General features: G+C 65.6%; 9 protein-coding genes. 2 read left to right on the top strand and 7 right to left on the bottom strand.

The annotated features are described in order from the left end of the window. Window positions 1-62 precede the first annotated feature (62 nt). The 7 genes from IVB46_RS06820 to IVB46_RS06790 all read right to left on the bottom strand — a co-directional run bounded on the left by IVB46_RS06820 (window position 63) and on the right by IVB46_RS06790 (window position 9863). On the bottom strand, window positions 63-1511 hold the full coding sequence (locus IVB46_RS06820; RefSeq protein ID WP_247342328.1) for an aldehyde dehydrogenase family protein: 1449 nt from the start codon (window positions 1509-1511) through the stop codon (window positions 63-65). A gap of 19 nt (window positions 1512-1530) precedes the next feature. Then, window positions 1531-2874, bottom strand: coding sequence for a glucarate dehydratase (gudD, locus tag IVB46_RS06815; RefSeq protein ID WP_247309182.1), 1344 nt, complete (start codon window positions 2872-2874; stop codon window positions 1531-1533). A 26-nt stretch (window positions 2875-2900) separates the two neighbouring features. Next, window positions 2901-3845: a 5-dehydro-4-deoxyglucarate dehydratase gene (gene kdgD / locus IVB46_RS06810; protein ID WP_247309184.1), complete on the bottom strand. Its 945-nt coding sequence runs from the start codon at window positions 3843-3845 to the stop codon at window positions 2901-2903. A gap of 130 nt (window positions 3846-3975) precedes the next feature. Beyond that, window positions 3976-4881, bottom strand: a complete 906-nt coding sequence (locus IVB46_RS06805) for a LysR substrate-binding domain-containing protein (RefSeq protein ID WP_063982246.1) — start codon at window positions 4879-4881, stop codon at window positions 3976-3978. Between the two features lie 122 nt (window positions 4882-5003). After that, window positions 5004-6359, bottom strand: a complete 1356-nt coding sequence (locus IVB46_RS06800; protein WP_247309186.1) for an MFS transporter — start codon at window positions 6357-6359, stop codon at window positions 5004-5006. A 381-nt stretch (window positions 6360-6740) separates the two neighbouring features. Continuing rightward, entirely contained in the window at window positions 6741-8690 is a 1950-nt protein-coding gene (locus IVB46_RS06795) for a hypothetical protein (protein ID WP_247309191.1), read from the bottom strand. A gap of 90 nt (window positions 8691-8780) precedes the next feature. Continuing rightward, entirely contained in the window at window positions 8781-9863 is a 1083-nt protein-coding gene (locus IVB46_RS06790; RefSeq protein ID WP_247309192.1) for a YbhN family protein, read from the bottom strand. 444 nt (window positions 9864-10307) lie between these two features. Between IVB46_RS06790 and IVB46_RS06785 the strand changes: the two genes are divergently transcribed. Together IVB46_RS06785 and IVB46_RS06780 are read left to right on the top strand one after the other, a co-directional pair. Then, window positions 10308-10814, top strand: coding sequence for a ferritin-like domain-containing protein (locus IVB46_RS06785; RefSeq protein WP_247309193.1), 507 nt, complete (start codon window positions 10308-10310; stop codon window positions 10812-10814). 141 nt (window positions 10815-10955) lie between these two features. After that, window positions 10956-12389: an MFS transporter gene (locus IVB46_RS06780; protein WP_247309194.1), complete on the top strand. Its 1434-nt coding sequence runs from the start codon at window positions 10956-10958 to the stop codon at window positions 12387-12389. Window positions 12390-12409 lie beyond the last annotated feature (20 nt).

The following is a 12409-nucleotide window of genomic DNA, read 5'->3' as shown; positions in this document are numbered from 1 at the left end:
CACACCGAACGTAAGCGGTGGGCACGCTTCGCTTTGCCCACCCTACGATATCTTCCCCGTGGTTAGCCCGGATAGGTATAGGCGGTCTTCACCGTGGTGTAGAACTCGCGCGCATAGGAGCCCTGCTCGCGGGCGCCGTAGCTCGAACCCTTCCGGCCGCCGAACGGCACGTGATAGTCGACGCCGGCGGTCGGCAGATTGACCATCACCATGCCGGACTCGCTGTTGCGCTTGTAGTGCGAGGCGTATTTCAGGCTGGAGGTGCAGATGCCGGAGGCGAGGCCGAACTCGGTGTCGTTGGAGATCGCCAGCGCTTCCTCGTAGTTCTTGGCGCGGATGACGGCGGCGACGGGGCCAAAAATCTCCTCGCGCGCGATGCGCATGTTGTTGTTGGCCTCGGTGAACAGCGCCGGCTGGAGGTAATGGCCGGGCGTCTCGCGCTTGAGCAGCTCGCCGCCGAAGGCGAGCTTTGCGCCTTCGTCCTGGCCGATCTTGATGTAGCGCAGGTCCTGGTCGAGCTGGCTCTGGTCAACGACGGGGCCGATATGCACGCCAGCCTTGAGCGCGTCGTCTACCGACAGGCCGCTCAGGCGCTCGGCCACAGCGGCAACGAAGCGGTCGTGGATGCCTTCGGTGACGATCAGGCGGGAGGAGGCGGTGCAGCGCTGACCGGTCGAGAAATAGGCGCCGTTGACGGCGACTTCGACGGCGGTCTTGAGGTCAGCGTCGTCGAGCACGACCAGCGGGTTCTTGCCGCCCATCTCGAGCTGGAACTTCTTCATCGGGTTCGACAGCACGCAGGCCTGCGCGATCTTGCGGCCGGTCTGCACCGAACCGGTGAAGGAGATCGCGGCCACATCCGGGTGATCGAGCAGGGTCTGGCCGACCACGGAGCCGGAGCCGACCACGAGGTTGAACACGCCGGCGGGAATGCCGGAGCGGGTGATGATCTCGGACAGCGCATGTCCCGAGCCCGGCACCAGCTCGGCGGGCTTGAACACCACGGTGTTGCCGTAGCAGAGCGCGGGCGCGATCTTCCAGGCGGGGATCGCGATCGGGAAATTCCAGGGCGTGATCATGCCGATGACGCCGACCGGCTCACGGGTGAGCTCGACGTCGAGACCGGGACGCACCGAGGCACCCTTTTCGCCGATCAGGCGCAGCGCCTCGCCGGCGAAGAATGCAAAGATCTGGCCGGCACGGGCGACCTCGCCGATGCCCTCGGGGAGCGTCTTGCCTTCCTCGCGGGCGAGCAGGCGGCCGAGCTCTTCCTTGCGGGCGAGGATTTCGAGAGAAATCTTGTTCAGCGCGTCATAGCGCACCTGCGGCGTCGACTGCGCCCAGGCGGGGAAGGCGGCCTTGGCTGCCGCGATCGCCTTCTCGGTCTGCGCCTTGTCGGCCTTGGCGTACTCGCCGACGAGATCGTTGGTGTTGGAGGGGTTGATGTTCTTGGTGACGCCGGAGCCGTCGACCCATTCGCCGCCGATGAAGTTCTTCAGGATCGCAGTCATGTAGTCCTCCGAGATTTTCTTAACGCACGAGGCAGGGACGCTTGTCGTCAAAGGTCCAGCCGGGGATCAGGTCCTGCATGGCAGTAGCGTCATCGCGGGCGCCGAGTCCATGCTTCTTGTAAAGCTCATGCGCGGTTTCGATGGCCGGGCGGTCGATTTCGATGCCCAGGCCCGGCCGCTCGGGCACGGCGATCTTGCCGCCCTTGATCTGGAGCGGCTCCTTGGTCAGCGCCTGGCCGTCCTGCCAGATCCAGTGGGTGTCGATCGCGGTGACCTTGCCGGGCGCGGCGGCGCCGACATGGGTGAACATCGCGAGCGAAATGTCAAAGTGATTGTTGGAGTGCGAGCCCCAGGTCAGGCCGTTGTCGCGGCAGGTCTGGGCGACGCGCACCGAGCCCTGCATGGTCCAGAAGTGGGGATCGGCCAGCGGAATGTCCACCGCGCCCAGGCGCAGCGCATGGGAGAGCTGGCGCCAGTCGGTCGCGATCATGTTGGTCGCGGTCGGCAGGCCCGTGGCACAGCGGAACTCGGCCATGATCTCGCGACCCGAGAAGCCGGCTTCGGCGCCGCAGGGATCCTCGGCATAGGCAAGAATGCCGTGCATGCCCTTGCAGAGGCTGATGGCCTCGTCGAGCGACCATGCGCCGTTGGGGTCGAGCGTGACGCGTGCGTCGGGGAAGCGTTTTGCGATGGCGGTGACGGCCTCGATCTCCTGCTCGCCGCGGAGCACGCCGCCCTTGAGCTTGAAGTCGGCGAAGCCATAGTGGTCGTGGGTGGCTTCCGCGAGCCGCACCACGGTCTCCGGCGTCATCGCCTCCTGGTGGCGCAGGTTGAACCATTCGGGCTTGCCGGTCTCGCCCTTGGTGTAATCGAGCTTCGACCTGCGCCGGTCGCCGACGAAGAAGAGATAGCCGAGCGTCTCGACGCTCTTGCGCTGCTGGCCTTCGCCGAGCAGCGCCGCTACGGGCAGGTTGAGGTGCTGGCCAAGCAAATCGAGCAGTGCGGACTCGATCGCCGTGACCGCATGGATCATCACGCGCAGGTCGAACGTCTGCTTGCCGCGGCCGCCGGCATCTCGGTCGGCGAACGCCGTGCGGGCGTCGGCAAGGATGTTGTTCATCGCGCCGACGGTCTTGCCGATCACGAGATCGCGGGCATCCTGGAGCGTCTGCCAGATCTTTTGCCCGCCCGGCACCTCGCCGACGCCGGTGTGTCCGGAATTATCGGTGAGGATGACGATGTTGCGGGTGAAGAACGGCGCGTGCGCGCCGCTCAGGTTGAGGAGCATGCTGTCGCGGCCCGCGACCGGGATCACCTGCATCGATGTGACGACCGGTGCGCCAGAAACCTCAGTCTGGGCCATCGCACGCTCCTCCCTGTTGTTGTCTGTTATTCTGCAGCTTGTTGTGACGATCGGATGGCGGGGAGATTCTTCACCAGTGCGGTCAGCTCCGCAACCTCCTGCTCGGTGAGATCGGTCAGCGGCGGGCGGACCGGGCCGGAATCGCGGCCGATCACGTTCATGCCGGCCTTGATGATCGAGACCGCATAGCCCTTCTTGCGGTTGCGGATTGCGATCAGCGGCAGGATGAAGTTCTTCAGGCCGGCATGGATCGTCTCATGGTCGCGCTTGCGCACCGCGGCGTAGAAGTTGGTGGCGAATTCCGGAACGAAATTGAACACGGCCGAGGAATAGGTCGTCACGCCCATGTCGAGATAGGGCAGTGCGAAGGTTTCCGCGGTCGGCAGGCCGCCGATATAGGTGAGGCGGTCGCCGAGCTTGGTGTAGACGCGGGTCATCAGCTCGATGTCGCCGATGCCGTCCTTGTAGCCGACGAGGTTCGGGCAGCGCTCGGCGAGGCGCGCCAGCGTATCGGGCTGCAGGATGGCGTTGTCGCGGTTGTAGACGATGACGCCGATCTTCACGGCGGCGCACACGGCTTCCACGTGGGCGGCAAGGCCGTCCTGCTCGGAATGGGTCAGATAGGGCGGCAGCAGCAACAGGCCGTCGGCGCCGGCCTTTTCCGCGCCGATCGCGATCTCGCGCGCGGTGGCGGTGCCGTAGCCGGTGCCGGCGAGCACGGGCACGCGGCCCTTGGTCTCGTCGACGGCGATCTTGACCACCTGCGGAACCTCGGTCGGCGTCAGCGAGAAGAACTCGCCGGTGCCGCCGGCGGCGAACAGGCCGGCAACGTCATAGCCGCACAGCCAGTCCATATTGGCGCGGTAGGTCGCCTCATCGAACGAATAGTCCGCCTTGAAGGGCGTGACGGGGAAGGACAGGAGGCCCGATCCGATCTTCTGGGCCATTTCCTGCGGGGTCATCTTGCTCATGGGCGCTGCTCCCTTAATTGCGTGTTGTGGAGGACGCGGGCCGAAGCCTGCGCGTCCATGCGCCGTTGTTTAGGAGACCGTTCGATGCGCGTCCAAGCCAAAGCCTATATCGACCGATGCGGATTGAGCATCAATCGTCCGCCACCTCCGCCGAGGACAATTCGCCGGCGATTTTGACCAGCGCGGAGAGCAGCGGATTCTCGTCGTCGCGGCGCCAGACCATGAACAACTCGACGGGAACGCGGGTGCGCAGCTTCAGCGGCCGCAGCCGCACGTCGGAGATCTTCAGGCTCGCGGCCGCGGCCGGCACGATGGCAAGGCCGAGGCCGGCGCGGACCATGGCGAGGATCGAATGGATCTGGCTCAGATGCTGCACATAGCGCGGAAGCACGTCGGCGCGGGTGAACAGCGCCACCAGGAGATCGTGGAAATATCGGCTCTCATAGGGCGAGTACATCACGAAGGGCTGGTCGTCGAAGTCCTTGATGGTGATGGTCTCGGCATTCGCCAGCGGATGCTTCTTCGGGATCGCGGCGAGCAGGGGTTCGGCGACGACACGGCGGCTGGCCACTTCGGGGCGCGCTATCGGCGGCCGCAACAGCCCGGCGTCGATCTGGCCGGAGCTGAGCGCCTCGAACTGATCACCGGACACCATCTCCTTCAGCGAGAAATCGACCTCGGGCAGCTTGGCGCGGCAGGCGGCGACGAGCTCCGGGAGGAAGCCGTAGGCGGCAGCCGCCGTGAAGCCGATTTTCAGCGAGCCGGTTTTGCCGAGCGCAATGCGGCGGGCGACCTGCGAGGCGCTTTCGGCGAGCTTCAGGATGCGCCGCGCCTCCGGCAGGAAGCTGCGCCCAGCCGGGGTCAGGCGCACCGAGCGGCTGGTGCGTTCGAGCAAGGGCGCGTCGATGATGTGCTCGAGCACCTGGATCTGCCGTGACAGCGGCGGCTGGGTCATGTTCAGCCGCGCGGCGGCGCGGCCGAAATGCAGTTCTTCGGCCACCGTGACGAAACAGCGGAGCTGGTTGAGGTCGAACATCGATACATGCCTTAGATGGATAAGGCGTTTCCCCGGCACTTCTAGCATCGATCATCCCCAAAACAAAGACGGCGGCTGAGGAGCCGCCGTTGAGTTGCCTGGTCAAGCTCCCGTGGGAGCCCTCAGGAGGAACGTTTGAGCACCACCCGCTCGATCTTGCCGACCACCACGAGATAGGCGAACGCGGCCACCAGCGCATTGGCGCCGACGAACAGCAGTGCGCCGCTGAATGAGCCGGTCGCGGCCAGGATGTAGCCGATCACGATCGGGGTGCTGATCGAGGAGAGGTTGCCGAAGGTGTTGAACAGGCCGCCGGAGACGCCGCCGGCTTCCTTGGGCGAGGTGTCGGAGACGACCGCCCAGCCGAGCGCACCGATGCCCTTGCCGAAGAAGGCGAGCGCCATGAAGCCGACCACAAGCGCCTGTCCGTCGACATAGTTGCAGGCGATGATCGACATCGACAGCAGCATGCCGCCGACGATCGGGATCTTGCGCGCCATCGTCAGTGAGCCGGTCTTGCGCAGAATGGCGTCGGAGATGACGCCGCCGAGCACGCCGCCGATGAAGCCGCACAGCGCGGGCAGCGTCGCGACGAAGCCGGCTTGCAGGATCGACAGGCCGCGCTCCTTGACGAGGTAGACCGGGAACCAGGTCAGGAAGAAATAGGTCAGCGTGTTGATGCAGTACTGGCCGAGATAGACGCCGAGCATCATGCGGTTGGAGAGCAACTGGCGGATGTGATCCCAGCCGGAGCCGGACTCGGGCGCACGCTCCTGCATCAGATCGTTTTTGGGCGCATCGAGATCGACCAGCGCGCCGCCTTCCTTGATGTAATCGAACTCGGCCTCGTTGATGCCGGGATGCTCCTTCGGGCCGTAGACGGTCTTGATCCAGACCAGGCCCATGATGACGCCGAGCCCACCCATCACGAAGAACACGAAGCGCCAGCCGTAATCATGCGCGATCCAGCCCATCAGCGGTGCGAAGATCACGGTGGCGAAATACTGCCCGGAATTGAAGAAGGCCGACGCGGTGCCGCGCTCATTGCCGGGAAACCAGGCCGCGACGATGCGGGCGTTGGCGGGGAACGAGGGCGCTTCCGCGACGCCGACGAGGAGGCGAAGTGCGAACAGCACGATGATGGCAGCGCCGGCGCTGAGGAAGCCGACCCAGCCTTGCATCATCGTGAACAGCGACCAGACGATGATGCTGAAGGCATAGACGAGGCGCGAGCCGTAGCGGTCGAGCAGCCAGCCGCCCGGCACCTGCGCCGCGACATAGGACCAGCCGAAGGCCGAGAAGATCCAGCCCATGGCGACGGGATCGAGATGAAGCTCCTTCGAGAGCGCGGGGCCCGCGATCGACAGCGTGGCGCGGTCGGCATAGTTCACGGTCGTGACCAGGAACAACATGGTCACGATGAACAGCCTGACGCGAGACCTCCTCACGTCCACTGCGGACGACACCACTGCGCTCATCACGCGCCTCCTTAGAACTCGAAATGTTTCCTCACTGCGACTCCTAGAGGCGCGCGCGGCAAAGTGTCCAAGTTCAAGGGAGTATCGATCGATGCCGTTTTTGGATCGATGGAACGGCAGGTGCGGGGAACGATCACGAGGTGACGAGAATGTGCGATCGTGATGCGCGAGGTCGTGCTCCGCACACCACTGGATTCCCCGCGACCCGGCTACGCCAAGGCTTCGCCGGGGCTTCAGTCTAGGGGCGCCGAAGCTTCAGCGTAGGCGGCAAGCGGGGAAACCAGTACGCCGCAGCCTCTCGATTCAATCACCGCTGTCACGGAGTACTGGATCGCCCGCCTTTGCGGGCGATGACAGCGCGTATGTGGGAGCAGTGTCGTGCTATTGCTGCGTGCCCAGCAGCGGCGCCAACAGGCCGCGCGTGACGCCGGGCGGCACGGCATCGAGGCCGAGCACGCTGCTCGCGGCCGGCAGTGCGGCGTCCGCCATCGCGGCGTGGCCTTCCGCGCTTGGATGCACGGCGCCGCCGTAGACGGCGGAGAGGACGCCCCAGGTGGCGTCGTGGATGTCGGTCGGTTGGCTCGCCGCCGGCAGGCCTTGCGGATAGGTCATCGCGGCAAAATAGCTGTCATTGGCATCGCGGATCCAGCGCGCGCGCGGCAGGTAGGCGCGATACTCCGAGGCGCCGCGGCCGCACAGCATCGGCTGGCTCGCCGCGCTCACGATATCGGGATTGAAGCTCTGGCCGTTCTCGGCGAAACACGTGCGGTCGAATTCGGGATCGTTGCCCGCATGGGCGCAGAAGCCGTGATCGGCGAACACTGCCTGGTGCGAGTCCACGAAGGTCATGCGATCGGCTTCGGGATCGCGGCACAGTGCGCCGCGCGTGCAGGTGGCGAGCCCCTTCAGCTGCGGCAGGAATTCGGTGTCGACGAAGGTCGAGACGCGAGCGAGGCGCTGCGGATCGGCGTTGAAGGACGGATGGATGTCGAACCCGGCGCGGCCGCCGCGGCAGGGCACGCCGCCATCGGCGAGCGCGGGATTGGCGTAGGAGACATAGACCACGTGCGAGAGGTCGCCGCCGACGAGCGGCTTCAGCGCCTCGCGCAGCTTGGCGAAATTCTGCGGCAGCTCGCGCGCCAGTGCATCGCGGGAATCGTCGACGCTCGCCATTACGCCGGAGCGGCGGAACAGCGCGCGCTCGGTCGCGGTGTCGACGATGACGTCGGCGACGAGGCCGGAGAAATAGACGTCGTTGGCGCCGACCGAGAGCAGCACGAGATCGAGCGTGCGGTCCGGCTGGCGCTTTTTCGCCGCGGTGAGCGCCTCACGCAGCTCGGCGACCTGGGCGTTCACGCTGGTGTTGCAGACGCCCGTCTTGCCGGGCGGGCATTCGCGGGCGCGCTGCGAGCCCAGCAGACCGTCGCCGATGCTGGCGCCGGTGCAGGCGAGTGGCAGAAAGGTCACCGCGATGTGGGTGTAGCGCACCGCGAGCGCGAGAGCCGTGCGGGCCTGGTAGCTGTAGAGCGAGCGGTGGCAGGGCGAGTTGAACCAGAGCGCGCCGTAATGCTGCCAGTTGGCGAGCGTGTCGGGTGCTTCGCAGGCGCGGCCACCTTTATAGCCGGCACGGCTCGGCCGGTAGTATTGCGCACCGGCGGTACCGAGATAGGAGCGGAAGCAGAAGCCTTCGTCCGACAGCGCCAGCGGCCGGTCGGGATTGCCTTCGCCGGAGGCGATGCTGTCGCCGAGCCCGGCGACGAAGATGTCGCGGACCTGGATCTCGGCCTGGACGCGCTGGGTCGGATCGGAGCCGGAGGAGACGTCGACGCTCGCGACCGTCTGCTTGCCGTAGCGGACGCGCAGGTTGATCGGCTCGGCGCAATCGAAAGTCGAGGTCTGCGGCCCGTCGCCGTCGTCGAACGACCAGGCGCAGGTGGCGCCGACCGGCACCGCGCCGGTCAGGCGCACGGTCACCGGATGGTCGGTCGGGGTGAGGTAATTCTCTTTGACGTTGTCGCGGGTGCAGGGCTGGTTGACCCGGCCTTGGAGGTCGATGCAGAGCCGGTTGACCATGTTGCGGGCCCAGCCGCGGCCCTCGCTCTGGAGCTCCAGCGACTGCTCGGCGGCGAGGATGCTGCGGTTACGCGCGTTCTCGACATGGAGCTGGAAGTCGCGCTCCTCGCGGAACAGGCGGAAGCGGTTGCGCACCTCCCAGGATATCTGCATCGCACCGGCGTTCTGCGCGGCGGCGCGCTCGAGCGGCAAAGACGTCAGAATCCCGGCAAGCAGCAGGAGGCCTGCGGGGAGGGTACGAAAGGAAAAAGGGATCATGGCCCGCGTGTTCAACGGCAAAGTTGAGGCGGAAATAAGAGAGCATTGCTGCCCCGCCCGCAACCTTTGTCTGACGGTCGCCCGCCCGCCTTACCGCTTGCTGGCCTGTCGCAACGACCGCTCGCGTTCCATCGCTGCTACCTGCTTGGGCAGGTTGCCTTGCGCGCAGGCCTCGGCCAGCCGCCGCCGCTCGTGCCAGGGCTCCACCACGTTCATCCAGAGCTCGCGCGCGCCCATGATGGAGATGGCGAGGCCGAACGGGATCACGAAATAGAGGATGCGGAAGACCAGCAGGGTCGCCAGAAGCTGCTCGCGGCCGAATTCGGGCAGCGCGACCAGCATGGCGACATCAAACACGCCGATCGAGCCGGGCGCGTGGCTGGCAAAGCCGATCAGCGTCGCCAGGATGAACACCACCGCCAGCGACATGAAGTCGATCGACGGATTGGCCGGCATCAGCAGGTACATCGCCGTGGCGCAGAAGCCGAGATCGACCACGCCGATCAGGATCTGGACCAGCGTCAGCGGCGCCGAGGGCAGCACCACTTTCCAGCCCTTCTGGCCGAGCTCGCGGCGCTTCTCGCCCATGCAGAGCCAGACCAGATAGGCGCCGATCGAGGCGAGGCCGCCGAGCCCGATCAGCCGGTTGATCGACGACGGCAGTTGATCCATCGATGAGGCGGCATCCGGATGGATGACCATGCCGATCGAGAGCACGAAGATGTTACCGAGCCAGAAGGTCAGGCCTGACAGGAAACAGATCTTCGCGACGTCGATCGCGTTCAGCCCGTAGTCCGAATAGATCCGGAAGCGGATCGCGCCGCCGGTAAAAACGGTGGCGCCGATGTTGTGGCCGATCGAATAGGACGTGAAGCTGGAGAGTGCTGCGATGCGATAGGGCACATGCTTCTTGCCGATCGTTCGCAGTGCAAAATAGTCGTAGAAGGTCAGCGTACAGAACGCGAAGACGACGCAGATCGCCGCCAGCCCGATATTCCCGCGGGGAATCTCGGTCAACGCGGTCAGGATGACGCCGGTATCGATGTCCTTGAGAGTGCGCGCAAGCGTTGTGATCGCGAAGGCGATGATGAAGACGCTCGCAGCAACACCGAGCCGTCGCCAGCCGATCCATCTCTTGAAGCCGCGCTTCAGCGCGGGCAGCAGTCCGTGCATTCATCCTCCCGGCGGGGGGCAAGACCGATCGGCCAGACATTGGCCGGTCGGGTGCGATCACTGCCCGAAATGGGCTTCGACCGCTAGGCATGGTGTAGCTCATTTAAGGCAAAAACAGCGACTTGTGCAGCCCTTGACAACGATAGGTTCTGCGTTCGACCGATAGGTTCTGCGGTGGACCGCCGCTTTTGTCATATGTGGTTCATATCGGGCGCGCGTTAAGCATATGAGTCGGGGCACCTGCCTGGAACGCGCGTCCGCATCTTGACATGATTTCGTGTCCGCCCGCAGTCGGCATTGTTCCAACGCAAGCGATGCGAGCTTTTTGGGAACGTCGGTACCGTGCGCCGGTTAGCGCTCCATCAGCAATCGAACATGGCGGAATCATCGGCTTTTCGTGCGAGCCGACGCCTCCGTGTTCCCGAAACCGCGAGGATCGGAACGATGGGACTGTTCACAAAAGACATCAAGACCATGAACGACCTGTTCGTGCACCAGCTTCAGGACATCTATTACGCCGAGCAGCAGCTTACCAAGGCGCTGCCGAGAATGGCAGATAAGGCCACCGATCCGCAGCTGAAGCAGGGCTTTTTGACGCACCTCGAAGAAACCAGGCAGCACGTCAAGCGGCTCGAGGAAGTGTTCAAGATGCACGGCGCGCAGGTGAAGGCGGTCGACTGCCCGGCCATCGACGGCATCATCGAGGAAGCCGACGAGACCGCCGGTGAAGTCGCCGACAAGGCGGTGCTGGACGCCGCCCTGATCAATGCGGCCCAGGCCGCGGAGCATTACGAGATCGTCCGCTACGGCAGCCTGATTGCCTGGGCCAAGCAGCTCGGCCGCAACGACTGCGCCACCGTGCTCGCCAAGACGCTGGAAGAAGAGAAGGCGACCGACAGGAAGCTGACCACGCTCGCCGAGAGCAAGGTCAACCGGCGCGCGGCGAGTTAGGGCCGGCGTTGCTGCGCAAGGCGTCGCGCGGTCATCCCGCGCGGCGCTCGCGTATGACGCATCCATCATTCGGTCATTGTCGAAACATGATGGCGGTCTGGAGGCGTATGTTTCGCATGGGGCTGCAACCGAGGCGGCAGCATGCGAGCCAGCACCATCAAATATGAACCCCTCGACGGCGGAGCCGCTGCGCAGCGTGCCGGCTCGCGCTTTGCGACATCCCTCACGCTTGCCGCGATGAGCCTCGGCTATGGCGTGGTCCAGCTCGACGTCACCATCGTCAACACCGCGCTGGATGCGATGGGCAAATCGCTCGGCGGCGGCGTCGCCGAGCTGCAATGGGTGGTCAGCGCCTACACCATCGCCTTTGCCGCCTTCATTCTGACCGCCGGTGCGCTCGGCGATCGCATCGGCGCCAAGCGCATCTTCATGGCGGGGTTCGCCATCTTCACCGCGGCCTCGCTCGCCTGCGCGATGTCGCCCAATGCGGCCGTGCTGATCGCAGCGCGGCTGGTCCAGGGGCTGGCGGCGGCGATCCTGGTGCCGAATTCCCTGGCGCTGCTCAATCATGCTTATGCGGACGACCGCGAGCGTGGCCGCGCCGTGGCGGTCTGGGCCGCCGGAGCGAGCCTGGCGCTGACTGCCGGTCCCTTCGTCGGCGGCGCGCTGATCACGCTGGTCGGCTGGCGCGCGATCTTCCTGGTCAACCTGCCGATCGGTCTTGCCGGCTTGTGGCTGAGCTGGCGCTACGCTAGCGAGACCACGCGGTCGCGCGCGCGCGAGATCGATCTGCCCGGCCAGCTCGCCGCGATCGCCGCGTTGGGCACGCTTGCCGGCGCGATCATCGAAGCTGGCGCGCTCGGCTGGAGCCATCCAGCCGTGATCGCAGCATTCGTTGCCTCAGCCGCATTCGCGGTGCTCTTCGTCTGGCGCGAGAGCCGCACCGTGCAGCCGATGCTGCCGCTGTCGCTGTTCCGTCACCGGCTGTTTACCCTGACCACGATCGTCGGCCTCCTCGTCAACATCGCGATCTACGGCCTGATCTTCGTGCTGAGCCTGTATTTCCAGAGGATCAACGGGCTGTCGGCCTGGTGGACCGGGCTCGCCTTCGTGCCGATGATGGGGGCGGTGCTGCCCGTCAACCTGCTGGCGCCGCGTGTGGCCGAGCGCATCGGCTCGTGCCCGACCATCGTGGTCGGCGCCTGTATCTCGGCGCTCGGCTGTCTCGGGCTGCTCTGGACCGAAGCCGGGACCAGCTACTGGGCGATCTTTGCGCAGATGATCGCGATCAGCGGTGGACTTGGCCTGCTGGTGCCGCCGCTGACCTCCACCTTGCTCGGCAGCATCGACAAGGCGCGCTCCGGCATCGCCGCCGGTGTCCTGAACGCGACGCGACAGACCGGCAGCGTGCTCGGCGTCGCGCTGTTCGGCTCGCTGGTGGCTTCGGACAGTGCATTCATGACGGGCCTTCACCAGTCGCTAATCATATCGGCGGCCGTCCTGCTGCTCGCCGCCGCCGTGATCGGCCTCGGCGCAAATGCACCTGACGCAAAGGCGCAAGGGCGCTCAATGTGAGCGATCCCACACATTCTCTG

The sequence above is a fragment of the Bradyrhizobium sp. 61 genome (assembly GCF_023073075.1).
Taxonomy (GTDB): Bacteria; Pseudomonadota; Alphaproteobacteria; order Rhizobiales; family Xanthobacteraceae; genus Bradyrhizobium; species Bradyrhizobium barranii.
Note: the sequence above shows the minus strand (reverse complement) of the source record. Positions and strands in the feature narration are given on the sequence as shown.

Coding starts and splice junctions, on each gene's coding strand:
- IVB46_RS06820 (WP_247342328.1), bottom strand. CDS start 1,511: ATGACTGCGATCCTGAAGAACTTCATCGGCGGCGAATGGGTCGACGGC.
- IVB46_RS06805 (WP_063982246.1), bottom strand. CDS start 4,881: ATGTTCGACCTCAACCAGCTCCGCTGTTTCGTCACGGTGGCCGAAGAA.
- IVB46_RS06785 (WP_247309193.1), top strand. CDS start 10,308: ATGGGACTGTTCACAAAAGACATCAAGACCATGAACGACCTGTTCGTG.
- IVB46_RS06800 (WP_247309186.1), bottom strand. CDS start 6,359: ATGAGCGCAGTGGTGTCGTCCGCAGTGGACGTGAGGAGGTCTCGCGTC.
- IVB46_RS06790 (WP_247309192.1), bottom strand. CDS start 9,863: ATGCACGGACTGCTGCCCGCGCTGAAGCGCGGCTTCAAGAGATGGATC.
- gudD (WP_247309182.1), bottom strand. CDS start 2,874: ATGGCCCAGACTGAGGTTTCTGGCGCACCGGTCGTCACATCGATGCAG.
- kdgD (WP_247309184.1), bottom strand. CDS start 3,845: ATGAGCAAGATGACCCCGCAGGAAATGGCCCAGAAGATCGGATCGGGC.
- IVB46_RS06780 (WP_247309194.1), top strand. CDS start 10,956: ATGCGAGCCAGCACCATCAAATATGAACCCCTCGACGGCGGAGCCGCT.
- IVB46_RS06795 (WP_247309191.1), bottom strand. CDS start 8,690: ATGATCCCTTTTTCCTTTCGTACCCTCCCCGCAGGCCTCCTGCTGCTT.